General features: G+C 50.8%; 23 protein-coding genes and 1 riboswitch. Of the genes, 12 read left to right on the top strand and 11 right to left on the bottom strand.

Annotated features, from left to right (window positions below; genetic code table 11):
- The first annotated feature begins 131 nt into the window (after positions 1-131).
- Both EKM91_RS01190 and EKM91_RS01185 read left to right on the top strand, forming a co-directional pair.
- The gene (locus EKM91_RS01190; protein ID WP_125748466.1) at positions 132-362 is read left to right on the top strand and encodes a heavy-metal-associated domain-containing protein; all 231 of its coding nucleotides are present in this window, start codon (positions 132-134) and stop codon (positions 360-362) included.
- Between the two features lie 11 nt (positions 363-373).
- Positions 374-928 carry a ferritin-like domain-containing protein gene (locus tag EKM91_RS01185; protein WP_125748462.1) on the top strand — a complete coding sequence of 185 codons (555 nt, stop codon included), beginning with the start codon at positions 374-376 and terminating at the stop codon, positions 926-928.
- A 99-nt stretch (positions 929-1,027) separates the two neighbouring features.
- On the opposite strand, the gene EKM91_RS01180 is transcribed toward EKM91_RS01185, so the two are convergent.
- The 3 genes from EKM91_RS01180 to EKM91_RS01170 all read right to left on the bottom strand — a co-directional run bounded on the left by EKM91_RS01180 (position 1,028) and on the right by EKM91_RS01170 (position 3,747).
- Complete coding sequence (locus EKM91_RS01180; RefSeq protein WP_125748459.1) at positions 1,028-1,465, bottom strand: universal stress protein; 438 nt, start codon at positions 1,463-1,465, stop codon at positions 1,028-1,030.
- Positions 1,465-3,075: an Nramp family divalent metal transporter gene (locus EKM91_RS01175; protein ID WP_125748456.1), complete on the bottom strand. Its 1,611-nt coding sequence runs from the start codon at positions 3,073-3,075 to the stop codon at positions 1,465-1,467. The genes EKM91_RS01180 and EKM91_RS01175 overlap by 1 nt, the downstream gene beginning before the upstream one ends.
- Before the next feature lie 219 nt (positions 3,076-3,294).
- Positions 3,295-3,747, bottom strand: coding sequence for an NUDIX hydrolase (locus EKM91_RS01170; RefSeq protein WP_125748453.1), 453 nt, complete (start codon positions 3,745-3,747; stop codon positions 3,295-3,297).
- A gap of 126 nt (positions 3,748-3,873) precedes the next feature.
- On the opposite strand from EKM91_RS01170, the gene EKM91_RS01165 reads away from it, so the two are divergent.
- Positions 3,874-4,863, top strand: a complete 990-nt coding sequence (locus tag EKM91_RS01165) for a LacI family DNA-binding transcriptional regulator (RefSeq protein WP_125748450.1) — start codon at positions 3,874-3,876, stop codon at positions 4,861-4,863.
- Between the two features lie 189 nt (positions 4,864-5,052).
- Positions 5,053-6,030: a sugar kinase gene (locus EKM91_RS01160; protein WP_125748447.1), complete on the top strand. Its 978-nt coding sequence runs from the start codon at positions 5,053-5,055 to the stop codon at positions 6,028-6,030.
- A gap of 95 nt (positions 6,031-6,125) precedes the next feature.
- Here EKM91_RS01160 and EKM91_RS01155 read toward each other — a convergent pair whose 3' ends face one another.
- The 3 genes from EKM91_RS01155 to EKM91_RS01145 all read right to left on the bottom strand — a co-directional run bounded on the left by EKM91_RS01155 (position 6,126) and on the right by EKM91_RS01145 (position 8,770).
- Positions 6,126-6,881 carry an IclR family transcriptional regulator gene (locus EKM91_RS01155; protein ID WP_125748444.1) on the bottom strand — a complete coding sequence of 252 codons (756 nt, stop codon included), beginning with the start codon at positions 6,879-6,881 and terminating at the stop codon, positions 6,126-6,128.
- Between the two features lie 153 nt (positions 6,882-7,034).
- Entirely contained in the window at positions 7,035-7,850 is an 816-nt protein-coding gene (gene kduD, locus EKM91_RS01150) for a 2-dehydro-3-deoxy-D-gluconate 5-dehydrogenase KduD (RefSeq protein WP_379896413.1), read from the bottom strand.
- 275 nt (positions 7,851-8,125) lie between these two features.
- Positions 8,126-8,770 (bottom strand): bifunctional 4-hydroxy-2-oxoglutarate aldolase/2-dehydro-3-deoxy-phosphogluconate aldolase, encoded by a 645-nt coding sequence (locus tag EKM91_RS01145; protein ID WP_125748441.1) that lies wholly within the window; start codon positions 8,768-8,770, stop codon positions 8,126-8,128.
- Positions 8,771-8,918: 148 nt separating this feature from the next.
- On the opposite strand from EKM91_RS01145, the gene EKM91_RS01140 reads away from it, so the two are divergent.
- Entirely contained in the window at positions 8,919-9,938 is a 1,020-nt protein-coding gene (locus EKM91_RS01140; RefSeq protein ID WP_125748438.1) for a sugar kinase, read from the top strand.
- Between the two features lie 81 nt (positions 9,939-10,019).
- Here the strand turns inward: EKM91_RS01140 and dapB are convergent, their stop codons facing one another.
- From dapB to lysA, 5 genes are read right to left on the bottom strand one after another with little or no spacing between them, the layout of a single operon-like run.
- A complete protein-coding gene (gene dapB / locus EKM91_RS01135) occupies positions 10,020-10,787 on the bottom strand; it encodes a 4-hydroxy-tetrahydrodipicolinate reductase (protein ID WP_125748435.1) in 768 nt (255 codons plus the stop codon).
- 16 nt (positions 10,788-10,803) lie between these two features.
- Positions 10,804-11,688, bottom strand: coding sequence for a 4-hydroxy-tetrahydrodipicolinate synthase (gene dapA / locus EKM91_RS01130; protein ID WP_125748431.1), 885 nt, complete (start codon positions 11,686-11,688; stop codon positions 10,804-10,806).
- Between the two features lie 22 nt (positions 11,689-11,710).
- The gene (locus tag EKM91_RS01125; protein ID WP_125748428.1) at positions 11,711-12,856 is read right to left on the bottom strand and encodes an N-acetyldiaminopimelate deacetylase; all 1,146 of its coding nucleotides are present in this window, start codon (positions 12,854-12,856) and stop codon (positions 11,711-11,713) included.
- Positions 12,857-12,858: 2 nt separating this feature from the next.
- Entirely contained in the window at positions 12,859-13,569 is a 711-nt protein-coding gene (gene dapD / locus EKM91_RS01120) for a 2,3,4,5-tetrahydropyridine-2,6-dicarboxylate N-acetyltransferase (RefSeq protein ID WP_125748425.1), read from the bottom strand.
- A gap of 22 nt (positions 13,570-13,591) precedes the next feature.
- Positions 13,592-14,881, bottom strand: a complete 1,290-nt coding sequence (gene lysA / locus EKM91_RS01115) for a diaminopimelate decarboxylase (protein ID WP_125748422.1) — start codon at positions 14,879-14,881, stop codon at positions 13,592-13,594.
- Positions 14,882-14,968: 87 nt separating this feature from the next.
- Positions 14,969-15,146: riboswitch (Lysine riboswitch) on the bottom strand.
- A gap of 185 nt (positions 15,147-15,331) precedes the next feature.
- Here lysA and EKM91_RS01110 point away from each other — a divergent pair.
- From EKM91_RS01110 to EKM91_RS01080, 7 genes are all read left to right on the top strand, one after another.
- Entirely contained in the window at positions 15,332-16,708 is a 1,377-nt protein-coding gene (locus tag EKM91_RS01110; RefSeq protein ID WP_125748419.1) for an aspartate kinase, read from the top strand.
- A 1-nt stretch (position 16,709) separates the two neighbouring features.
- Positions 16,710-17,705: a diaminopimelate epimerase gene (gene dapF / locus EKM91_RS01105; RefSeq protein ID WP_125748416.1), complete on the top strand. Its 996-nt coding sequence runs from the start codon at positions 16,710-16,712 to the stop codon at positions 17,703-17,705.
- A gap of 26 nt (positions 17,706-17,731) precedes the next feature.
- Positions 17,732-18,796 (top strand): aspartate-semialdehyde dehydrogenase, encoded by a 1,065-nt coding sequence (locus EKM91_RS01100; RefSeq protein ID WP_125748413.1) that lies wholly within the window; start codon positions 17,732-17,734, stop codon positions 18,794-18,796.
- Between the two features lie 231 nt (positions 18,797-19,027).
- Positions 19,028-21,034: a DHH family phosphoesterase gene (locus tag EKM91_RS01095; RefSeq protein ID WP_125748410.1), complete on the top strand. Its 2,007-nt coding sequence runs from the start codon at positions 19,028-19,030 to the stop codon at positions 21,032-21,034.
- 15 nt (positions 21,035-21,049) lie between these two features.
- Positions 21,050-21,505, top strand: coding sequence for a 50S ribosomal protein L9 (rplI, locus tag EKM91_RS01090; RefSeq protein ID WP_125748406.1), 456 nt, complete (start codon positions 21,050-21,052; stop codon positions 21,503-21,505).
- Positions 21,506-21,687: 182 nt separating this feature from the next.
- The gene (gene dnaB / locus EKM91_RS01085; protein ID WP_125748403.1) at positions 21,688-23,067 is read left to right on the top strand and encodes a replicative DNA helicase; all 1,380 of its coding nucleotides are present in this window, start codon (positions 21,688-21,690) and stop codon (positions 23,065-23,067) included.
- A gap of 45 nt (positions 23,068-23,112) precedes the next feature.
- A complete protein-coding gene (locus tag EKM91_RS01080) occupies positions 23,113-24,270 on the top strand; it encodes a hypothetical protein (RefSeq protein ID WP_125748400.1) in 1,158 nt (385 codons plus the stop codon).
- Positions 24,271-24,396 lie beyond the last annotated feature (126 nt).

Raw genomic sequence — 24,396 nt, 5'->3', positions numbered from 1 at the left:
GGTTTGTCAAATCGACCGCCGTCGCAGCAAAAAATAAATCAGCCTTTTGTCAAAAACTTGATTTAGGTCAAGTTCTATTGCGGCTGCCCGCCGTAAACTGTATTTGTAAACAAGAGAAAGAAGGAATCATCATGACGAAGAAAGTTACCTTACAACTAGATGCACTGACCTGCCCGTCGTGCTTGACTAAAATCGAATCTGCAGTTAAGCAGCAACCAGGGGTCGCAAATGTTAAAGTCCTCTTCAATGCTGCTAAAGTGAAAGCAGATTTTGATGACAGTCAAAACTCAGCAGAACAATTAGCAGACGTCGTCACCAAACTTGGCTACGAAGTCCAAAAAGTCAAAGTGAAGGATCTATAGGGGGAAAACCAATGAATGAAACGATTGAAGCGCAATATCAAGCAGAAGTAAAGCAAGCCGATCTCGACCATCACAAGCCCACCGCTGGGGCCATGACCGGACATATCGTGGCGAATATGTGGTATCTGGATGTCAAATATCATCAAATTCTCTGGTTTGTTAAAGGACCACAAACTTTAGCGTTGCAGCACCTTTATCAAGCGCTGATCGCCCAAAATCGCGCGCAGATCGATGAGTTGGGTGCGGTGTTATTAGACGAAAATCAACTGCCGCCAAGTACAGTCGATGAATATACCCGGTATACGAAGATCGAAGAAGAACCGCGATTGAAATATGAATCTGCAGACACGATGATCGATACGACGGCGCATGATCTGACTTTTGCCAATCTGTTCATCGATCGGGCGATCAAGTTGGCACAACGAGAAGAACGCCCAGCCATGGCGGCTTACTTGACGAAACTGCGCGGCGCAAACAATCGCAACATTCGACAATTGCAGGCGCTTTTAGGCAAGACCGCTTGGGAAGGCTTAGTTGAAGAAGACGATGACGACGATGACGATTAGGTTTGGTCAATAGTTGATCGAACTCACATCAAAACAGGCTTCAAGCACGATCCATTGTGCTTGAAGCCTGTTTTTGGCTCGATTGCGTGCAAAGCGCACTTATTCGCGCACGACTAATACAGAGATCGGGGCGTACTTGGCCATATAGGCCGCTTGGCTGCCAAAATGTCTTTTGAGGCCTTTTTTGGCTTCAGCACCGATGATCAACAAATCCGGTTGGTATTTCGGGATCAGGGTTTTAACAATGGTTTCACCAGGGTCGCCTTCTGCGATCACAGCGCGCACGTCTTGGATCCCAGCTTTTTCGGCTAAGTGGCGATATTCTTGAATATGGCGTTCTAACTCCGCGCGTTCACCATGGACATAATCTTTGTTCAACGCTTGGTAAACGGAGTAATCATCAGATTCCAGGATGCTGGTGATGATCAATGCGGCATGGTCAGCTTTGGCACGATGGATCGCATACCGAAAAGCCGCTAACGCATCTGCTGAATCGTCTACCCCTACTAATATCTTTTGGTAATCTTTGCTCGTCATCAGTCTTGTCCTCCTGCATAAGTTGGCATTGCGTGCGTGGCACCGCTGGCTTTTTGCGCCTGTGCTAGGCGCTTATCCCCATGATATAAGTCTACCGTACACCATGCCAGCAAGGCGAGGACTAACACGATCGCGACATAAGCGGCGAGATGCGCCATGTTGATTTCCGCCGCAGAGGCATGATCACCTAAGAAGCCGGCAAAAGAATCGGGCAGCCCGATCAAGTTAAGATAAGTCAACCCGATCACCGAGATCCAGCCGCAAATCTTGACCCAGAGCACATTTTTGAAGCGGTCACTCATTTCGGCTTTGGAATCGGTCATCAATAACAATGGCAACATGGAAAACGGTAAGGCGAAGGCCAAGAAGACCTGCGAATTATTCATTAAATTATTCAAAGCGGTATGTTGATCGATCACGCTTAAGCGGGAAGTTGACGCCACACAGATCAACACCGGAATGACCGAGATCAACCGGGTGACCAAGCGCCGGGCCCATAACGGCATGCGCATGTGCACGAAACCTTCCATGATCACTTGACCAGTCAAAGTACCAGTGATGGTCGAATTTTGCCCGCTGGCCAACAAGGCGACGGCAAACAAGACAGAAAGTACCCCAGACTTAGCGACAGCGATCAACACACTATTAGACAACATTGAAGTGTTCGAGAGGGCCTCATACAAGCCGAAGAAGGAAGGATCCTTCACGGCGCCAGATTTGAAGACGGCAACTCCCATGATCAAAAGCAGCGAGTTCACGATGAAGGCTAAGGATAATTGGATGTTAGAATCCCAAGCAGAAAAGCGCACCGCTTGGGCCACGGCATCATCATCGCTGTGATCGATCTTGCGTGTTTGTGAAATTGCCGAGTGCAGATACAAATTGTGCGGCATCACCGTCGCGCCAATGATCCCTAGCGCTCCGGAAAGCGGGTTCATCCCAGCGACACTCGGGTGACTGGCAATGGTTGCGGCTGAAGGAATCAAGCCCTTGATCACGCCGCCCCAGTCTGGGTCAGATAACGCCACTTGGTAGACGAAAACCAGCAAGATCACTAAGATCAGGCAAACGACGATCGCTTCGATCTTGCGGAACCCGATTTTTGTTAACAGCAATAAGAGCAAGACGTCAAAAACGGTAATGAAAACGGCGATGACCAGGGGAATATTGAATAGCAGATATAACGCAATAGCCGCGCCGATGACTTCCGCGATATCCGTCGCCATGATGGCAAATTCGGTCATGATCCATAAAATGATGCCTAATGCCTTGCTCGTCCGGGCGCGAATCGCTTGGGCGAGGTCCATTTGGGTGACAATTCCCAGTTTAGCCGCCATGTACTGCAATAGCATGGCGATTAAACTGGAAACCAAGATGACAGACATCAGTAAGTATTGGAAATTTTGGCCCCCAGTGATGCTGGTCGACCAATTGCCAGGATCCATATACCCGACGGCGACTAATGCGCCAGGTCCCGAATAAGCCAATAAGGTGCGCCAAAACCCTTTGTCTTTTGGCACCTCAACGGTACCGTTGATCTCTTCCAGCGACGGGCCATTGGCATACTCGATCAGTTTATGCCGTTTAGGGTCATTTTGTTGGTTTTTCAATGTCAACACACTCCTTTCAAATGACACTTTTAGTGTACCCGAATTTTTCCATAAGTAAAGTGGAAATTAGCACTACCTAATCTTTTATTCCCTATATTCGTACCTTTATATAGGCTTATACAATAAAAAAACACGAATCCCAGATACGGGTTTCGTGTCAGCTAAGTTTATTTCCACCGCTATTAAGCGCCATTGATTAAGGGCAGACTAACCTTATCCTTAAATATGGGCAGCAGCAAAAGCCAGCATATCGGCATTTTGTTGATTCAATAAAGGCGGCAGTGCGTTAAAAGGCCAATATTTCAGTGCCAAAGTTTCCTCCGTTGCGGTGGTCAATAGGGCCCCGCCGACAGGCTGCACCAAATACAGCATGGCGATCGTTTGCGCCACATCACCATTGGGGTAGCGCGTTTCGCCGCGATCAAACAAGTGCAGCTCGCGGACGATTTTCACGTCTAAGCCGCTGTCTTCTTTATATTCGCGCGTTAAACAGTCGGCGTAAGTTTCGCCATATTCAAGATAGCCGCCGGGTAAACTCCAGTTACGGGTGTCGGTGCGGAGATTCAATAACACTTCCTTGCGTTCATTCACTAAAATGCCAGCGGTGCAGTTGAGGATCAGTGGGGTGTGTCCAACGAGTGCCCGTAATTGTTTGATATACCCATAAGTCATCGAATCATTCCTTTCTGTTTTCACTGTACCGGAAGCGCTTGCGGGATGCAATTGGGATACCGGTTTCAAGAATGCGGTCATTAAGTGTACAATAACATTAACAACATGGCGAAATGAGGAGCATAGATGGCAAAATACACAATCAATGACGTGGCAAAAGCCGCCGGCGTTTCCAAGGCGACAGTTTCGCGCTACTTGAATGGTCGCTTTGAGCGGATGTCTTTAGCGACCCGCCGCAAGATCAAAGCGGTGATCGCAGACTTAGGCTACGTCCCAAATTATAATGCGAGTGCTTTAAAATCCAAACGTTCTCACCAAATCGGGGTGGTCGTCGGGGATGTGTCTAACGTTTATTCGACTTTTTTGATCAAGGGGATTTCTGGTGTCACCCGCACACGGCAAGATCAGATTTTGATCGCTGATGGCGGTGAAGATCCGCAACAAGAAACGGTGGCGATCAAAAACCTGCTGTCGCAAAATGTCGACGGGATCATTTTGCAACCGGCACGTCCAGATGCCAGCGGCTATCAATTTTTAAAGGACGCTGGGGTCCCTGTCGTGTTAGTCGACCGCTTGTTGCGGCCGCTGTTGTTTCCTTGCGTGACGTCCAATGACACGGCTTCTGGTAAATTGTTGGCGCAAGCAGCCTTGGAAAAAGGGTATCAAAATGTCATCGTCTTGTCGCATCCGGTGGATCAAGCGACGGTACGGTATGAGCGTTACCGCGCATTTGCCGCGGTATGCCGCGGCGCCAATATCCCGATCAACTTATTAGAAGTTGAGGATGCAGATGATGTGTCTGGGTTGCGGGCCGCTTTGGATGCTGCGCAAAGCATGAAGTCAGTGATTTTTGCCACGAATGGGATCTTATTGATGGCGGCATTGCGCTGGCTGCAGCAACAACAGATCGCGGTGCCAAAGCAAGTGGGATTGTGCGGGTATGATGATTGGAATTGGGGGGAATTGGCGAACCCGCCACTGGCCGTTGTCAATCAAAACCCGGAGAAGATCGGTCGCGAAGTCGCGCTGCGGCTGGAACAATTGATCGCAGGCAAAGAAGTTTTCGTTGGGCGTACTGAAGTCCCTGCGGAAGTGCATATCCGTGAATCGTTATAGAACAGTGCAAGGCGGTTGACTTTATGGGGTCGCCGCCTTATAGTTAAGTTATTGGGGAAACCGATTTCCCCAATCCGTGTACGAACGATCATTTCTCTCATGTTTCAACCGCTTCTCGGCTTGCCGTAGAGTCGAGATGTCGGCGTTGAAACAGATGTAATCGCTTACGGCGAAAGGCGGGTTAATACGATGAGTGAACTACTAACGATCGGTGAGCCGATCACCTTATTTGCTGCCACAGACCTAGATGAGAGTCTTACGACCGCGACGCATTTTCAAAAGTATTTAGCAGGCGCAGAGGTCAATGTCGCAGTCGGGACAGCCAGATTGGGCCATAGTGTGCAATATTTGTCGCAGGTGGGCCAAGATGCGTTTGGGGATTTTATTCGCGAGCAGCTGCAGGCCAACCATGTCGGGATCGATTATTTAACGCAATCACCGGCGCATTGGACCGGGTTGCAGTTCAAGAATAAAGTCAGCCATGGCGACCCGGCGACGGCTTATTTTCGCGCTGGCTCGGCCGCAGCACACATGACGCCGACGAGTTTGCGGCAAGTTGATTTGACTGGGGTGCGCTGGGCACATTTGACCGGGATATATCCGGCGATTTCCTACCAGGCATTAGCCACTGTGCAGCAGTTGATATTAATGCTGCAAGCCCACCACATCCCATTTACGTTTGATCCCAATATCCGGCCCAGCTTATGGCCGGATCACGAGACAATGGTGACCACATTAAATGCGCTGGCTCGCGAAGCGACGATCGTTTTACCAGGGATCGGTGAAGGCGAACAGTTAGCCAAAACGCGTGACCCGGAAGCAATCGCTGATTTTTACCTGACGCAAGGAAAAAATTGCCAAGCAGTTGTGGTCAAACTAGGCCCAGCAGGCGCATTGGTCAAAACTAAAGCCGGGCAAACCACTATGGTTCCAGGTTTTCATGTTGACCATGTGGTCGATACGGTTGGCGCTGGTGACGGCTTCGCTTTAGGTTTGTTGACCGGCATCCTTGACGACTTGCCACTGGTAGAAGCTGTACAGCGGGCCAACGCCGTGGGGGCGATCGCGGTGCAACACCCAGGCGATAACGATGGCTATCCCACACCAGCGGCCTTGGCAGCCTTCATGCAAGCAAATGCCAGCTCAGTCGATCAGCTCGTTGACTAAGTCATGGCCAGATAAAAACGTCCGCAGACGACGATTCCAAGAATGGATCGCAGTCTGCGGACGTTTTTGTGATGGTCTAAACGCTCAACCGGTGGTTAGAATTTACTTTCGATGGCTTGTTGCGTGTGCAAGATCGCCTGCACAAATTCATCGCAGCGCTCAGGGGTGAGGCGATACTTGGGTGAGCTCACAGAAAAAGCCCCCATAATGTGCGCATTGCGTTTCAATGCTGCACCAATACAAAAGACGCCCGGTTCGGTTTCTTCATCATCGATGCCAACGCCAGTTTGGGCCACGGTTTTTAGATCCGCGCGCAAAGCCGCTTGCGTGGTCAAGGTGTGCGCGGTGACATGTTTCAGCTCATGATGGGCAAAATATTGGCTCAACAAAGGCGCTTGATACTCGGCTAAGATCGCCTTGCCCATTGCCGATGAATACATATGCATCGTCCCGCCGATCACCGACCGCAACTTGATACTATTCGGCGTTTCGAGCTTTTCGATCAACACGATATGGCCGTCACTGACGACGCCTAGGTTGACCGTTTCGCCGGTTTCGTCTCGCAACTGTTGCAGATATGGCCGGGCTAATGCCGTGATGTCGAATGAATCGGCGGCCTTTTCACCATAACTCAGCATTTGGGTGCCGAGGTAGTAGCGTTTACCCACTTCTTCGCGCCGAACCAGTTGCAAGGCGGACAAGGTCGTTAGTAACTTTAAGGTCGTTGGTTTGGATGCGGCGGTGCCAGCGGTGATCTCAGCCAAAGTTGGGGCATGATCACAAGCGAGGATGAAGTCTAAAATGGCCTTCCCCTTGATCAAAGCCGTACCATAAAGCTTTTCGTCAATCATTTTTCTTTCTCCTGCGTTTACGATATAGAAATTATACCATCTATCATACACCGAGGGGTGATCGTGAGCAATAAAAAAGCTCCCGGACGAATTCCAGGAGCTCGCAAACGCTCAAATTTGCAGATGATTCGACGTAAGAAAGGATGGTTAGGTTTAACGAACTAAGTAGCCGCCATCAACAGCCAAGATGTGACCATTGACATAATCAGCCGCCTTGGAAGCCAAGAAGACCGCAACGCCCATTAATTCGGAAGGTTCTGCCCAGTGGCCTGCAGGGATCCGGCCTAAAATCTCGTCGTTGCGCTGCTTGTCAGCACGGATCGGTGCGGTGTTGGCAGTCTTGATGTAACCAGGTGCGATCGCATTGACTTGGACGCCATAAGCACCCATTTCAGAAGCGAAGGACTTGGTCAAACCGGCAACGCCATGCTTAGAAGCGGTGTAAGAAGGAATGAACTTGCCACCTTGGAAGGAAAGCATGGAACCGATGTTGATGATCTTGCCAGACTTTTGCTTAGCAAATTCCTTAGAAGCGGCCATGGACATGTGATAAACGGCGTTCAAGTTGATGTTGATCACCTTGTCCCAGTCGGAATCTTTGGATTCAAGGATCGGGTTGCGCTTGATCATCCCAGCGTTGTTGATCAAGATGTCGATGTGGCCAAATAATTCAAGGGCCTTGGCGATGACTTTATCAGCGATCCCTGCTTGGGTGAGGTCGACGTCCATGAATTCGACTTTGCGACCGCGCTTTTCGATCATTTCACGCGTGTTGTCCCATTCGTCTTGACCAAAAGTCGGGATGAAAATATCCGCGCCGGCTTCTGCCAATGCGACTGCGTAACCTTGGCCTAAGCCAGTGTTCCCGCCAGTGATGATCGCAACTTTGCCTTTAAGGCTGAAGAAGTCCATGTTGAACTGGTCCAAAGCGGCTTCGTTTGCCTTAATTTCTTCTGCAGATTGATTCAATACCAATGTGAGTCTCTCCTTTATTTGTTGAATGCGTAAACAGCAGTTGATTTCTCAAAAAGAAACTTTATTTCTTTCAAGTAAATCACGTTTCTAATATAGTCCTGCACATCCGATAAATCAAGCGCTTTCGTGAAATTTCTGGAAAACAATTTCCCTAATCGCATGGCGCCGAGACTGGCAAGCGCGCTGACAGCCGCCACATTCTGACCGCATCAAAAAAAGCGTTACCCGCCACCAGAAGGGTTGGCAGGTAACGCATGCGTCAAACTTGATTAACCGCGAATGCGATCAAGTTCGGCTTTATAAGCCTTAGCAGTTTCGGTGACCCCAGCATAGTCGCCAGTCTTGGCTTTTGCGGTCAAGTTAGAGCCGGCGCCGACTAAGGAAACGCCAGCGGCAAACCATTCTGCCATGTTATCCAGCGCAACACCGCCGGTTGGCATGATCGATAATTGTGGGAATGGGGCCTTGACGGCCTTGACCATCCCTGGGTGCATTGCGGAGCCAGGGAACAGCTTGATCAAATCGCAACCGGTTTCCAAAGCGCGTTGGATCTCGGTTGGCGTCATGCAACCTGGGGTATACGGGATCGCGTATAAGTTACAGATCGTGGCGACTTCTTTGTTAAAGGATGGGCTAACGATGAATTCTGCGCCTGCCATGATCGCCAAGCGCGCCGTTACAGGGTCAAGCACTGTCCCAGCACCAATGATCACTGACTGGTCATCAGCGTATTTCTTCGTCAATTCAGCGATCACCTTGTCGGCTTGCGGCACAGTGAAGGTTAATTCGATAGCGGTCACGCCACCGGCAATGACAGCGTCGCTTTGTTTCAAAGCGCCTTCTGGATTGTCGTCACGAACAACGGCGACAACGCCAGCTTTTTGCAACCGCAACAAGTTTTCTACTTTTTGCATGTGGATACTCCTTTAAGATGTGATGACAGACTTTTACAGTTTCATTATACACTTTTTTTCAAAAGAGGAAACCGTTTACCCCAAAATATGTTAGAATGTACTTGAATATAACAACGCTTACTGGCGTAGATGAAAAGGGGTATTCTCCATGACAAAAGTTTTGACAGTAGGGGAAATGATGCTGCGGCTGAAGCCGCAAGACCATCAACGCATCCTGCAAGCCAACACCTTCGAAGCCAATTATGGTGGCTCTGAAGCCAATGTCGCCGTCTCCTTGGCGTTGCTTGGCGATGACGCACAATACTTGACGAAGTTACCGAATAACGCATTAGGGCAAATGGCCGCAGGCACGCTGCGCCAATATGCCGTTGATACGACGAAGCTATTATGGGGCGGCCCGCGCTTAGGGATCTACTTCTTTGAAAAAGGGGCCTCTATTCGCAGCACCAATGTGGTTTATGACCGTGCCGGCAGTTCTTTTGCCTTGGCGCAAGCAGCAGAATTTGATTGGGACAGTTTGTTTGCCGGGGTAGATTATTTCTACTTCTCTGGGATCACCCCAGCGTTATCAGATGAACTCGCGCAAGCCATGCTTGATGCCGTTAAATATTGCCAGGCGCACCACATCACGGTGGTCGTCGATGCCAACTACCGCGGCAAGATGTGGTCGCCAGCCAAAGCGCAACAGGTGATGAGCCAGCTCATGCCTTACGTCAACGTTTTCTTGGCTAATGATGAAGATTTTGAAGCCAGCTTAGGGATCCCGGCTTTTGATGGAGATATGCGCACCGGGATCGATCAACTCGACAGCTTTAAAGCCGCGATGGCTAAAGTCGCCCAAAAGTACCCGAATATCCACACGATCGCCAGCGTCGTGCGCAACATTCACTCGGTGGAAGATCATCAGTGCACGGCGTTACTTTGGCAAAACGGCCAAACGTATCAAGGCCCAGTGTATCAGATGCACGTCTATGAAGGCGTTGCTTCTGGGGATGCGTTTGGTGCCGGACTTGTCCACGGGTTGATCCATGAATTTGACCCGCAAGATTTGATCGACTACGCGGACACCGCCAGTGCGTTGAAACTGACCATCAGCGGCGACTTGAATTTGATCTCGGATGCGGACATTCGCGCGACCATGCACAGTGCCGGCGGCGTCAACCGTTGATTTGAGCCATCACAAAAACGCCTTGAGCGTCGATTCAAAATGAATCGTTGCTCAAGGCGTTTTTTGCTGGCGCCGGACCCATTATAAGAGATGCTCAAGGCCAATGACTAGCGTGTCTAGGGTTTGGACTTTGGCGATCGCGACGGCCACGCCAGACATGAAGCTTTCCCGATCAAAAGAGTCTTGGCGAATGGTCAAGGCTTCACCAGGCGCACCGAACAAGACTTGTTCATGCGCCACGTAACCAGGCAAGCGCACGGCATGGACTGGGACCCCGGCAATTTTTTCACCATGGGCCGGATCGTCGGTTGTCGGTTGCGGTTGGGCGACACGCGCTTTGGCGATCATTTCAGCAGTCGCTTTGGCAGTACCAGAAGGCGCGTCTAACTTATCTTCATGATGCATTTCGATCACTTCCGCGTCTGGGAAGTATTTTGCGGCTTGCGCGGCAAATTGCATCAATAAGACGGCAGAGATCCCAAAATTAGGCGCGATCAACCCGCCAATGTGCTTGGCTTTTGCTAACGCGGCTAGGCGCTGTTGATCGTCGGCAGCCATGCCGCTAGTCCCCACCACAGGATGGATCCCTGCGTTCAAGGCGGCGGTGATGTTTGAAGCGACTGCTTTTGGGGTGGTGAAGTCGACCCAAACATCGGCGAGCCCTGGGTGGATCTGAGCGTAATCGGTCAAGATCTGCACATCTGAAGCGAGCTGGTAGCTTGCCGGATCAGTGTCAGTGACCAGTGGGTTGAAAATTGCAGTGAGCTTAAAATCGTCATGTTGGGCAAGCATCTTGACGACTTTTTGCCCCATGGCACCAGGAAAACCAGCGACGATTACATTGATCATGAAAATCCTCCTAAAATCACAAGGCTGCGCCAGTCTTCAATTGAAGCCGGTACATCAGTGTTTGTTGTTGTTCATCCGTCAGTGGCAGCAACGGCAGGCGCGGTGCACCAACGGCAAACCCAGTGGCGTTTAATGCCGCTTTGGTCGGGGCTGGGGAAGGCCAAGCAAACAATGCTGCCATCTTCGGCAATAGCGCCCGCTGTAAACGTGCGGTAGTGGCTAAGTCGCCAACCCGTAACGCCGCCAGGGCATGCGCCATTTCGTCGGCGTATAAGTGACTGGCAACGGAAATGACCCCAGCGCCGCCTAAAGTTTGCACTTGGATGAACTGGGCATCTTCGCCGGTCCATACATGGAAATCTGCCGGAGTTTGATCAACAATGGCGGCAAAGGTATTCAAATCACCGCATTGCTTGATGCCGACGATGTTTTGGTGCTTGGCCAAAGTTGCGACCGTCGCCACTTGCATGTCAACACCGGTACGGCCAGGAATATTATAGATCACTACCGGCTTGGTGGCGGCGTTGGCCACGGCGGTAAAGTGGGCGATCATCCCGGATTGATCAGGCTTGTTGTAGTAAGGCACAACCACTAGCAAGCCGTCAACGCCAGCAATGGCACTCACTTGTTCAGCTAAAGCAGCGCTTTGGCGGGTATTATTGCTCCCAACGTTAGCGATCACAACGGCGCGGCCGTGCACGATGTCAGCAAAGCGCGTGAACAAAGTCAGCTTTTCTTCCTGCGACAAGGTAGGACCTTCACCAGTGGTGCCACCGATGACGAACCCGTCACTGCCGGCTTGTAAGAGGTGCTCGGTCAAATTGGCCAACACCGCATAATCAATTTCATCATTGGCATCAAACGGCGTGATGATCGCCGTGATCAATTCTGCATCTAACATAAGCAGTGCCTTCTTTCTTAAATTAAGCCTGCATCCGGTGGGCTAAAAACCCGGTGATCGCCTTAACGCCGCGGCTTAATGCCGCTTCGTCAGGGCTGAGCTGCGCGGAGTGCAATTCGTGGTCATCGTTGACGCCTAACCAGAACATGGTACCAGGGATCTTATTTAATAAGTAGCCGAAGTCTTCACCAGTCATTACCCCAGGGGTTTCAATGAAGTTAACGTCTGGTTGAGCTTGCATATACGCGATAAACGCTGCGGTCAAGGCGGGGTCGTTTTCAACGGGGTAATAACCGCCTTGATTTAACGCAACTTCGACTTGGCAGCCGCAGCTGGTGGCCACACCTTGAGCAACGGTACGAATGCGTTGTTGCAAGAAACTGATCGCGTCTTGGGTGAAGCCGCGTAAGGTGCCTTCGATCCGCGCGTGATCGGCGATCACATTGCGGATCGTTCCGGCTTGAAGCTTGCCTAAGGTGATCACGGCGCTATCTGTTGGCGCCACATTCCGAGAAATGATGCTTTGGACTTGAGTGACAAAATACGCGGCAGCGACCACGGCATCGTTAGCATTTTGCGGGAAAGCAGCGTGGCCGCCTTGGCCGATGAAATCAATGTTGATCTCTGTGGTGCCGGCAAACAAGGTGCCATTGGTGCACCCGATCGCGCCAGCAGGCAGATCCGGGCGATCATGGAGGCCGTAAAATTCATCGACATGCCAATCGCCGGTAAACACCCCAGCATCATAAGCGCGCTTGCCGCCATATTCTGCTTCTTCAGCAGGCTGGAAGAAAAACAGCAGATCATCTTGCGGCTGGTGTTCGGCAAAATAACTCAAGACGCCTAACGCAACGGTCATATGCATGTCATGGCCGCATGCATGGGCGACGCCGGGATGAGTCGAACTAAAAGGCAAGCCAGTGGCTTCAGTGACCGGCAAGGCATCGATGTCTGCCCGGTAGCCGATCACGCGTTTTGCAGCGGTGCCATGCACCTTAACGAGCAATGCAGTAGGCAGCACGGCTGGCTGCTTGATGGTCAGCCAAGTTTGCGGCAAGCTTTGGACGACTTGCTGCAAGTAGGCATGCGTTTGCGTTTCATGTAATGCCAGCTCAGGGATCTGGTGGAGGTGGCGGCGGATCTTGATCAAATCGGCTTGATTAAACATGGTTACAGCTTCCTTAAAGCATCGACCAAAGCCGTCTTGGAACGGGTCTGGTCATTGGCGAGTTTGATCACCTTGGCAGGGACTCCGGCGACCACGGCATTTTCCGGCACGTCTTCAACGACCACTGCCCCGGCTGCCACGACGGCACCGGCGCCGATTTGGACGCCTTCAAGTACGGTTGCATTCGCGCCGATCAAGACGCCGTCACCAACGCGGACAGGTTCTGCACTGGCTGGTTCGATCACCCCAGCTAAAACCGTATTGGCGCCGATATGGCAATGCTTGCCGACTTTTGCTCGGCCGCCAAGCACCGCGCCCATATCGATCATGGAATCGGCACCGATTTCTGCGCCGATGTTGATCACTGCCCCCATCATGATCACCGCATTTTCGCCAATGGCGACTTGGTCGCGGATCACCGCGCCAGGTTCGATCCGGGCGTTAGTTTGGCGAATATCCAGTAAGGCCACGCCGGTATTGCGGCCGATGGTTTCAACGAAAGAATCGTTGATGGCATCTTGGTGGGCAGAAAGCACCGGCTGGATCTCTGCCCAGTCGCCGATGACGGTACCGACTGTGGCTTGTAAGAAGGTATGGACGGTGTCGGGGAACTGCAACTGGCTGAGGGTGCCTTTGAGATAAACTTTGACCGGAGTCGTTTTCTTGGAGTTGGCGATGGTGTTGATGACATCTTGAGTCGTGAATTCTGGCATGGTGAGTTCCTTTCTTTCCTTATTAAATATAGGGACGATCATTTTGGGTCAAGTCGGCGTATGTTTCGCGGGCAACCACGAGTTTGGCTTGACCATTTTCGACAAAAACCACTGCTGGCCGCGGGTTGCGGTTGTAGTTGGAGGCCATTGAATACCCATAAGCCCCGGTCGCTAACACTGCGACGATATCGCCAGGCTGGGTTTTTGGCAAGTGGGCGTGATCGATCAAAATATCGCCAGACTCGCAATACTTGCCGACTAAACGGACATCTTCTGTCGCGGCAGCGGTGGGTTCAGCGGCCTTGACGGCTTCGTATTCGGCTTGATATAGCGCTGGGCGGATGTTGTCGCCCATCCCGCCGTCTACTGCGACAAAGGGGCGCAGCCCAGGGACATCTTTGCGGCTGCCGACGCTGTAAAGCTGATAGCCGGCAGGGCCGACGATCGAGCGGCCAGGTTCGATCCATACCGCCGGCAAGGCAAATGGCAGTTTGGCTTGTTTGAGCGTCGTCACGATCGCTTCAACAAAGTCAGCCGCTGGCAGCGGCGTATCTTCTTTCGTGTAGCGGATCCCAAAGCCGCCGCCGACATTCAACACTTGCGGGACGAAGCCGAGCTCATCGTGCCATTGCGTCAAGATCGCCAACAGCTTCGTGGTGACCCCTTCAAATCCGGCGACAGAAAAGATCTGGCTGCCAATGTGGGCGTGGATCCCCAGCAAGTCAAGCTGTGGATTGCTAAGGGCTTGGCGTGCTGCGGTCAGTGCTTGGCCAGAATCAACATCAAAGCCAAACTTGCTGTCGACTTGACCAGTTGAGATGTAAGCGTGGGTATGTGCAGAGATCCCTGGGGTGACCCGCAAGAGGATCGCTTGATGACGATCAGGTGTGGCGGCGAGCAGTTCGCCGAGTAATTGCAACTCGTAGAAGTTATCCACGATGATCGTGCCGACACCGGCGTTTAAGGCTGTTTGTAATTCTTCACGGCTTTTATTGTTGCCGTGAAATGAAACGTCTGCCATAGGAAAATCAGCTTGTTGAGCGGTGTAAAGCTCCCCGCCAGAAACGACATCGACATGGCAGCCTTCTTGTGCAGCCACTTGATACATTGCGATCGTGGCGAATGCTTTGCTGGCATAGCTGACCGCGTAAGGCACGGCTTGAGCTTCAAAAACAGCCTTAAAGGCCCGGATCTGATTGCGGATCGCTTCAACATCATAGACGTAAAGCGGCGTTTGATAATCTTGCGCCAGCGTCAAGGCATCGACGCCGCCGATGGTCAAGTGACCAGCTGCATTAGTTTGAATAGACATAAGCTTAACTCCCTTTGAGTGTGATAAAAAAATAAGGCCCTTTTGTTTGGCAGCTACCAAACAAAAGGGTCCCATTTTGGGTCGAATCGTCTGGATAGCGCCCCGCCGCTATTTGCGGCGACAGTGTAGGCGCTATTCGCACTTACCCCAACAACTGACGTTCCACCGCGTCAGCGTTTCGGCGACCGCCCCTTTCACTCAGACTCAACACAGCGTGGACTGCTCATCTGGGTTACTCTTGTTGGTCGCAACCTCTATCTCATTTGTCATGAGTTTATAATAAAAACGAACGTACGTCAAATTTTATTTGTGAATTCTTTTCGTACTAATAATGCCGCGAAAATCCGAGTAAATTCATGATAATCATGCTTTGCCTGAGCGATAATATGTGCTAGACTTCATCTCAAAATAACAAAACTCACATCATTTACTCATGAAGGGGCGATTCTCGTGCGTGTAGTCAAGTTCGGCGGTTCAAGTTTGGCCGATGGCAATCAATTTGAAAAAGTGGTGGCGATCATGCAAGCCAATGCTGAGCGTCAGGTGGTTGTCACCAGCGCGCCGGGCAAGCGTGACCACGGTGATACAAAGGTGACCGACTTATTGATCACCTATGCGACTCAGGTGCAAAACCGGATCGATCCTGCGGCCACGATCGCTGCGATCGTGGCGCGGTATCAAGAGATCGCCACACATTTTGAATTAGCAGACACCGTGATGTCGCATATCGAAGCTGAAATCGTCCAGCTTCAACATGAAGCGTTTAACGACTCAGCGCACCAAATGGCGGCGTTTAAAGCACATGGCGAAAAACTCAATGGCTATCTCCTAACGGCGGTGCTCAATGCTTGCGGCAGTGTGGCGACTTATGGGGAACCTAAGCTGATCGGCTTGACGGTGACAGATGATCCCAATGATGCAGAAGTGTTAGCAGCCACGTATGCCCATCTCAATGCCTATCAACGGCCAGCAGGGATCTTGGTTGTTCCTGGCTTTTACGGGTATACCGATCATGGGGCGATCGCAACCTTTTCTCGCGGCGGCAGCGACATTACTGGAGCGATCTTGGCGCGCGGCTTTGGCGCTGATTTGTATGAAAACTTTACCGATGTCGATGGGGTCTTCGCCGCTGATCCGCGCGTTGTCCGCCATCCTGCGGCGATCGAAAAAATGACCTACCGTGAAATGCGGGAACTCTCGTATGGCGGGTTTGGGGTTTTCCATGATGAAGCGATCTTACCTGCCATTGCTGGGCAGATCCCGATCAATTTGAAAAACACCAATGAGCCGGATCATCCTGGGACCATGATCGTGCCAGAAACCGGCTTCACCCCTCAACACGCGGTTACCGGGATCGTGAGTTCTGATCATTTTAGTGCCATTTATCTCCACCGCTACTTGCTGAACAAAGAAGTTGGCTTCACTTTGCGCTTATTGCAGATTTTTTACGATCATGGGATCAATTATGAACACATGCCCAGTGGGATCGACGATCTGACGGTCATTATCGACAACCGGCAGCTGACGCCTGAACTACGAACGACCTTGTGCCAAGAGATCCAAGAAAAGATGCAACCAGATGTCTTGCAATGGATCGATGATTATGCGATCACCATGGTCGTTGGCGAAGGGATGGCCAAACGCATCGGTTTGATCCAACGCGTCTTGCAGCCATTAGTGGCAGCTGATGTGCATGTGACGATGATCAACGAAGGCGCCAGCCAGATCTCGTTAATGTTGGGAACGTCCAAAACACAAGCCAATGCGGCTGTGCGGGCGATCTATAACGCATTCTTCATTCCAGTCAATCAACAATTGGAGGGATAGTATGGCTGAATTATTCAAGGTCCATGGATCGGACAACAATTTTTTCTTGCTTGATCAAACGGCACTGACGGCGCCATTACCACTGGCGACGCTGACCCGCCTGACCCAGCGCATCACGGATCGGCACACCGGGCTGTTAGGCGGCGCAGATGGCATGTTAGTGGTTTCAGCCGATCCGGCTGCAGCCGGGCGGATGACGGTCATCAATGCAGATGGCTCTATTGCCAAGATGTGCGGCAATGGGCTGCGGACGGTTAGCCGTTATCTCAGCGAAAAAACCGGGGCTAAAAGCTTTGCGGTGCAAACGGCGCAAGCGCGCTTGCAAGTGCACGAAGCGCCGGCATTTGCTGAAGGGGTGCCTGCGTTTGGCGTAGAGATCTCACCCGTCAGCTTTGCGGCCGCAGACTTGCCTTTTGCGCAATTGGGACATGAACAGATCATTGATACGGTATTGCCGCAATTGCATCCGACACTGCGATTTACTGCGGTGGCCGTGCCTAATCCGCACTTGATCGCCTTTGTTGATGAAAGTGAACTTAAAAGCGATACGCTAAGGGCATTAGGCGAGCGTTTAAACGCGCAGAACCCATATTTCCCAGAAGGGGTGAATGTGACCTTTGCTGCCATTGAAGGGCCCAATACCATTTTTGCCCGCACCTATGAACGCGGGGTTGGTTTTACCAACGCGTGTGGCACAGGAATGTCGGCAACAAGCTTGGCGTTAGTCTTGGCGCATCCGGAAGCGGCCAGTTTAGCAGTGCCCTTAACGGTGTATAACCCAGGCGGCATGGTCAATACGATCGTCCATCAAGATGATGGTCGCTATTGGATCGAATTGATCGGCAATGCGACGGTCACAGACCAGATCAGCATTCCAGAAGCCAGCTTAAAAGCAGGGACATTCTCTGGGGCCAGCAGTACCCCAACTGGCGAAACCACGCAGTATACCAATTTTGTCGAACAATTACCTTATCGCGATATTGTTGCCGCGGTATAACACATTTTTTCAGGAGGAAATCAAGCATGAATGGATATCACGTAGCAGTTGTCGGGGCCACTGGTGCAGTTGGCACGCGGATGTTAGCAATGGTGGCCCAAAGTCCTTTACCGATCGCATCTGTCAAGGCCTTGGCTTCCAAGCGCTCCGCCGGCAAAACCGTTAAGTGCGGTGATCAAGAATTGACCGTAGAAGAAACCACAGATGATTCATTTGCGGGTGTCGATATTGCGCTGTTTTCTGCTGGTGGAGCCGTTTCCAAGCGGTTTGCCCCTAGTGCGGTCAAAGCAGGAGCGATCGTTGTTGACAATACCAGTGCATTTCGGATGGATCCCGAAATCCCATTAGTCGTTCCTGAAGTTAACCCAGAAGCATTACGGCAGCATCATGGCATCATTGCCAACCCTAACTGCTCGACGATCCAAATGGTGACGGCATTAGAGCCGATCCGCAAGGCATTTGGCTTGAAGCGGGTGATGGTTTCGACTTATCAAGCCGTTTCCGGTGCCGGGCAGCGCGCGTTGAATGAATTATTTGCAGAAGCACAAGCTTATCTTGATGGTGACGTGACGAAGGTAACGCCTGAGATCTTACCGACTGGCGGGGACAAAAAGCATTACCAAATGGCGTTTAATGCCTTGCCGCAAATCGATGTGTTTGAAGACGACGGTTATTCCCACGAAGAGTGGAAGATGATCCACGAAACCAAGAAGATCATGATGGGCGACATGGATGATCCCGAATTAAAGGTCACTGCCACTTGTGTCCGGGTCCCAGTGCCGATCGCGCATGGTGAAGAAGTGTATTTTGAAGTTGCAGATGCCAATGCGGATGCCGATGCGATCCGCGCGGTGTTGGCCCAAGCCCCTGGGGTCGTTGTCCAAGATGACCCAGCGCATCAAGTTTATCCACAGCCAGCCAATGCTGAAGGTAAGCGCGATGTCTTTGTCGGCCGGATCCGGCCTGATGAAGAAAATTCCGGGTTCTTCCATATGTGGAATGTGTCTGACAACTTGTTGAAAGGCGCCGCTTGGAACAGTATGCAAATCGCTGAAACCATGCATGACATGGGCTTGATCCAGCCAAAGTAAGCAGCAGCTGAACCGCTTGAAGACTGCGCCGGCAAGCGATTTTAGCCTGTCACATGAGGCCTTGAGGCCGTGATTCATTTGTGAATCATGGCCTCAAGGCTTTTTTTGCTGGCGTTGCCAGCAGACGGATGCAAATTTTTGTGAAATCGGCGATGATGAGGGAAGTATGCTAAAATAGCTTAAGAATTTGTTAATCTGATTCCGCAATGCGAAAGCGAGCGAATGTATACGATGAAGAAACTACTAGCCAAGATCCAGTTGCCGGCATTCTTGGAAGACTACCGCTTGCGGTATGTTGCCGGTGTTATGGTGATACTGGCCGTTATCGACATAATCGTTGCCAGTTTCATCCGCCCATGGCTGGCGGGCTTAATGTTGCTTTTTTTGATCGGTTTAGTCGCCGCGATTTTCTACGGTCTAGAAGCAATTACCAAAAATACCAACAAGTACATTTCCAATCTCGCTTATCGCATCAAGCGTGGTGAGCAAGAAGCCTTGATCAAGATGCCAGTGGGGATCTTGTTGTATGATAAAGACCTGACCGTTGAATGGGCGAATCCGTATTTACAGCAATATTTTGGTGATGCTGAACTGTTAGGACAACCGCTGAGTGCGATCGATGCCGATTTGGCGAAGTTGGTGTCGTCCAATCAAGATTCTAACGAATCGCAAACGATCACTTGGGGTGATCATCAATTTGAGATGATCATCCAAAAGAGCATCGGTGTCGCTTACTTAATGGACATTACCCGCTATGCCAAGATCGAAGCCCAAGCAGAAAATGAACGTGTCGTGATCGGCCAAATATTCTTGGACAACTATGATGAGATCACGCAAACGCTTGATGACCAAACTGTGACTAACCTGAATTCTTATGTGACCAATCAATTGACCAATTGGGCGAATGAATACGGGATGTATGTGCGCCGGATCGCCAATGATCGCTTCTTGTTAGTCGCTTATGTGCAAGCGTTGCAGGTGGTTGAGGCGGATCGGTTTAAGATCTTGGATACGATTCGAGAAGAAACGTCCAAACAAAATTATCCGCTGACGTTATCCGTGGGGATCGCTTACGGGGATGCCAATTTGGCGCAACTGGCGATCACGTCGCAATCTAATCTTGACTTGGCGCTAGGTCGCGGCGGCGATCAAGTCGTCGTGCGGGCTAAAGGGGAACAGGCACGCTTTTACGGCGGTAAAACCAATCCGATGGCCAAACGCACGCGCGTCCGTGCCCGGATGATCGCCCAAGCCTTGCAAGAGTTATTCAAGCAAACCGATAAAGTATTTGTGGTCGGGCATTCGCGCCCAGATATGGATGCCATCGGGGCAGCGTTAGGGATTCGCCGGATCGCGCAGATGAATGGTAAAGACTGTTATGTGGTGGTCGATCCAGACCATTTGCACTCTGATGTGGAGCGATTGATGAGTCGGGTCGGTCAAGATCCGGAAATCGCCAATTCGATCGTGACGCCAGAAGCGGCGTTATCGCAAGTAACGGACCAAAGCTTGTTGGTCATGGTCGATCATTCGAAACCGTCGATCACGTCGGCGCCGGCATTATACGACCGCTTAGCCGCACGTACCGTGATCATCGATCACCATCGGCGTGGCGAAGAATTTCCAGAAAACCCGATGTTGGTATATATCGAACCTTATGCCAGTTCGACTTGTGAGTTGATCACCGAGATGTTTGAATATCAGCCAACTAATAACGGCTCGATCAATAAGCTGGAAGCGACGGCGATGTTGGCTGGGATCACGGTTGATACCAAGTCGTTTTCATTACGTACCGGGACGCGGACTTTCGATGCGGCCAGCTACTTACGTTCGGTTGGAGCTGATGGTTTGTTAGCCCAGAACTTATTGAAAGAAAGCGTCGCCAGTTATATTCAAAAGAATCATCTGATCGACAGCGTTGAAATGATCAGTGAGAATATGGCATTATGTACTGGTGAAGACGATACCCCGTACGATCCCGTGATCGCAGCACAAGCGGCAGATACATTATTATCGCTGAGTGATATCGATGCGAGTTTTGTGATCACGCGGCGTCCCGACGGGCGTATCGGCATCTCTGCGCGATCGCTAGGCGACATCAATGTCCAAGTCATCATGGAAGAGCTTGGCGGCGGCGGGCATCTCAGCAATGCTGCAACACAGATTCAAGGACATACCGTTGCCGAGGCCAAAGACATGTTGTTGAAAACGATCGACGCGACAGAAGATTCCGAGTAGAAAGAAGGACCCATCATGAAAGTTATCTTTACACAAGATGTACGCGGTAAGGGCAAGCGCGGCGAGGTCAAAGACGTTCCAGACGGCTATGCTCAGAACTTTTTGATCAAAAACGGCAAGGCCAAAGCGGCGACTGCACAAGCCATGAGTGCTTTGCGCGGGCAACAACGCCTTGAAGAAAAGAAAGAAGCCGAAGCCAAAGCCGCAGCAGTGGCGGTCAAAGCGCAGCTGGAAGACGATCAAACGGTCGTGCAGATCCAGTCTAAAGCTGGCGAAGATTCTCGCCTTTTTGGGTCGATCCCTAGCAAGCAAATCGCTCAAGCATTGGAAAAGCAATATCAGATCAAAGTTGATAAGCGCAAGATCGACTTGCCAGAGCCAATCAAGGCATTAGGCTATCGCAATGTGAAGATCAGCTTATATCCAGGCGTTGATGCGACGATTCGCGTGCACATCACGGCACAAGGCTGATCTCAAACCGCCTTAAAAATCTTTTTATCCAACCTTCATACAAGTGGCTTCGTATCATGACCGGTGTAACTGGCGATGCGAAGCCGCTTTTGTATTTCGGCGAAGCGTCAGTTTGCCAAGTTTGGATTCGTAAAGTACACTGGATAAGAATGTCGACCGGTTGAATTAAGGAGCACAAAAGCATGGATAATCAGCAGATTCGGCGGACCCCGCCGTTTAGCAAAGAAGCTGAACAAGCCGTTTTAGGCGGTATTTTTTTGAATCCAAAGAAGTTCGTCGATGCGGCTGAGTACGTTGCCGCAGACGACTTTTATATGCGTGCCAATCGCTTAGTTTATGGTGCGATGACGGCTTTGCAAGAAGAAGAAGTCAGCATCGATGTCGTCACCGTTCAAGACTATCTTCAAAGCCACAATCAACTCGAAGATATTGGCGGTGTCGGCTATGTCATCGAACTTGCCGACGCAGTGCCATCTGCGGCGAACATGGTTTACTATGCCAAAATCGTGGCGGAAAAAGCCCAGTTGCGGCGGCTGATCGATACGGCTGAAAATATTGCTGCGCGCGGGTATGATGATCAAACTGACGTACCGGCGTTGTTGGAGACGGCTTCTGACGAGATCTTACAAGTCGCCGACACCACTAAGCGCTCTGGGTTTCGTCCGATCAGAGACGTCTTGAACCAGGCGTTAGAAGAAATCGATAAACTCTATCAAAATGATCAAGAGATCACGGGGCTGCCAACGGGCTTCAAGGACTTAGATAAGATCACCACCGGCTTGCACGAAGGGGAGTTGGTGATCTTAGCCGCGCGGCCTGCGGTGGGGAAAACGGCTTTTGTTTTGAACATCGCTCAAAACGTAGGGACCAAAACCGATAAAACGGTCGCAATGTTCAGTTTGGAAATGGGCGCTGAACAGCTGGTGAACCGGATGTTGTGTTCAGAAGGCAGCATCGACGCCAACCATTTGCGCACCGGGCAGCTCAACGAAGAAGAATGGCAGAATTTGATGGTTGCCATGGGGAGTTTGAGCAAAGCGAATATTTATATCGATGATACGCCAGGAGTGCGGATGGCACAGATCCGCTCGCAGTGTTTGAAGCTGCAACAAGAGCAAGATCTAGGGCTGGTCATCATCGATTATTTACAACTGATCGAAGGCTCTGGCCAAGAAAACCGCCAACAAGAAGTTTCCGCAATTTCTCGAGGGTTAAAGAAGCTCGCCAAGGAATTAGGTTGTCCGGTCGTCGCATTGTCGCAGCTTTCTCGTGGTGTTGAGCAGCGTCAAGATAAGCGGCCAGTACTATCTGATATCCGTGAATCAGGTTCGATCGAACAAGATGCTGATATTGTGGCCTTTTTATACCGTGACGATTATTATCGCGATGAAGACGGGGATGACGATGATGGCGGCGCGCCGCAAGATGAACAAGATAATGATGTGGGTGAAGTCGAAGTCATTATCGAAAAGAATCGTTCCGGAGCACGCGGCACGGTGAAACTCTTGTTCGTAAAGTCGTATAACAAATTTAGTTCGATCGCATATCATCCCGAACCATAATTTATTTCCTGGGAAATATACCACGATGAAAGGTGGCTAGATAACTTGGATGCCATATTGATGAGTCTGATGACCGCATTGAATGAACAATTGTTGATCAACGTTTATCAGCGAGACACGGATGATTTTTATACCGGGTATGTGCAGGCGTTAGGCAATAACGCTGTGATTTTGGCGACTTATAACGACGCGGGTATCGCAGATGGCGCCGTGTTGATCAATTTTGCCGCTATTGCCCAAGTTGAATTTGCCGGGACAGATCTTGACGATATGCAATTTCGAATCGGTGTGGCTAAAGCAGAGCATTTTCTGACGGTTGCTGGGCAAGAACAGGCGTTGCAGTTTGATGCGACTAAAGACTTGCTGCATCAGCTGGTGACCCAAGTGCAAGCCAGTCAGCAAATGGTGATGGTGATCTTAGCCGATGACGATGCGTATTTGGAAGGGCAAGTTACTGCGGTCGCACCCGATCAGTTTACTTTGAATGTGTTCAACAAATTTAACTATACCGACGTGCGCACGATGCAAGTGGATAATTCAGATGTTTTAGTGATCGAATTTCAAGGGCTGGATCTGCGCCAAGAAACGGCGCTGGTCGCCCAGCGCAAGCAGCTACAACACGTCAAATCAGCCTTGGTCCCAAACGATGGCCAATTAGCGGCTGTGTTTGAGCAAGCGCGCGTGGCTGACCAATTGTTGGCGGTGATCCCCAAGGGGCATGATGATCAATTCTTCGTCGGGACGGTCAAGGCGCTGCATGATGATGTGGTGGTGTTGAGCCTTAAGGATATGGCGGCACAGTTTGGCGGGTACTTGGCGATTCGCTTGCCGGCGATCCAAAGTCTCACCACTGCTAGTGATTACCTGCAAACGATCGCGTATTATGCCCAGTGGGATAGGCAACACCACTTCACGCAACAGCCGGTTTTAAACGCTGATCGCGAATTTGATAGCTCAGATGACTTGATCGCGGGGATCATCAGTTCCGCCGCGGCGTTTCAACGGGTGATCCGGATCCGGATCACTGACGAAGAAGAACATTTTCTCGGCTTTCCTACCCAGGTGACGGCAACGAGTTTTGTGCTGAACTTGGTGGGTGATGAAGCGGGCGAACAAATTACCGTGGATAATACGCAAGTTTTAGAGATCGCCTTTGGGCATATTTACGCCTATCTGCAAGAGCGTCGGTTGCAGCGTGATTGAGAATCATTCGTTAATTTAATAACTATCAAAAACCCGAACACTTTTTGTTCGGGTTTTTGTAGTTTGATATGTCGATTTATAAACATTATTCGTGTTTTGCCTTGTTTCCGTTGCGACAACTTGGTA

The organism is Lacticaseibacillus baoqingensis (assembly GCF_003946165.1).
Lineage (GTDB): Bacteria > Bacillota > Bacilli > Lactobacillales > Lactobacillaceae > Lacticaseibacillus > Lacticaseibacillus baoqingensis.
This window is presented reverse-complemented; position numbering and strand designations above follow the sequence as displayed.

Coding starts and splice junctions, on each gene's coding strand:
- EKM91_RS01190 (WP_125748466.1), top strand. CDS start 132: ATGACGAAGAAAGTTACCTTACAACTAGATGCACTGACCTGCCCGTCG.
- EKM91_RS01185 (WP_125748462.1), top strand. CDS start 374: ATGAATGAAACGATTGAAGCGCAATATCAAGCAGAAGTAAAGCAAGCC.
- EKM91_RS01180 (WP_125748459.1), bottom strand. CDS start 1,465: ATGACGAGCAAAGATTACCAAAAGATATTAGTAGGGGTAGACGATTCA.
- EKM91_RS01170 (WP_125748453.1), bottom strand. CDS start 3,747: ATGACTTATGGGTATATCAAACAATTACGGGCACTCGTTGGACACACC.
- EKM91_RS01165 (WP_125748450.1), top strand. CDS start 3,874: ATGGCAAAATACACAATCAATGACGTGGCAAAAGCCGCCGGCGTTTCC.
- EKM91_RS01160 (WP_125748447.1), top strand. CDS start 5,053: ATGAGTGAACTACTAACGATCGGTGAGCCGATCACCTTATTTGCTGCC.
- EKM91_RS01155 (WP_125748444.1), bottom strand. CDS start 6,881: ATGATTGACGAAAAGCTTTATGGTACGGCTTTGATCAAGGGGAAGGCC.
- EKM91_RS01145 (WP_125748441.1), bottom strand. CDS start 8,770: ATGCAAAAAGTAGAAAACTTGTTGCGGTTGCAAAAAGCTGGCGTTGTC.
- EKM91_RS01140 (WP_125748438.1), top strand. CDS start 8,919: ATGACAAAAGTTTTGACAGTAGGGGAAATGATGCTGCGGCTGAAGCCG.
- dapB (WP_125748435.1), bottom strand. CDS start 10,787: ATGATCAATGTAATCGTCGCTGGTTTTCCTGGTGCCATGGGGCAAAAA.
- dapA (WP_125748431.1), bottom strand. CDS start 11,688: ATGTTAGATGCAGAATTGATCACGGCGATCATCACGCCGTTTGATGCC.
- EKM91_RS01125 (WP_125748428.1), bottom strand. CDS start 12,856: ATGTTTAATCAAGCCGATTTGATCAAGATCCGCCGCCACCTCCACCAG.
- dapD (WP_125748425.1), bottom strand. CDS start 13,569: ATGCCAGAATTCACGACTCAAGATGTCATCAACACCATCGCCAACTCC.
- lysA (WP_125748422.1), bottom strand. CDS start 14,881: ATGTCTATTCAAACTAATGCAGCTGGTCACTTGACCATCGGCGGCGTC.
- dapF (WP_125748416.1), top strand. CDS start 16,710: ATGGCTGAATTATTCAAGGTCCATGGATCGGACAACAATTTTTTCTTG.
- EKM91_RS01100 (WP_125748413.1), top strand. CDS start 17,732: ATGAATGGATATCACGTAGCAGTTGTCGGGGCCACTGGTGCAGTTGGC.
- EKM91_RS01095 (WP_125748410.1), top strand. CDS start 19,028: ATGAAGAAACTACTAGCCAAGATCCAGTTGCCGGCATTCTTGGAAGAC.
- rplI (WP_125748406.1), top strand. CDS start 21,050: ATGAAAGTTATCTTTACACAAGATGTACGCGGTAAGGGCAAGCGCGGC.
- dnaB (WP_125748403.1), top strand. CDS start 21,688: ATGGATAATCAGCAGATTCGGCGGACCCCGCCGTTTAGCAAAGAAGCT.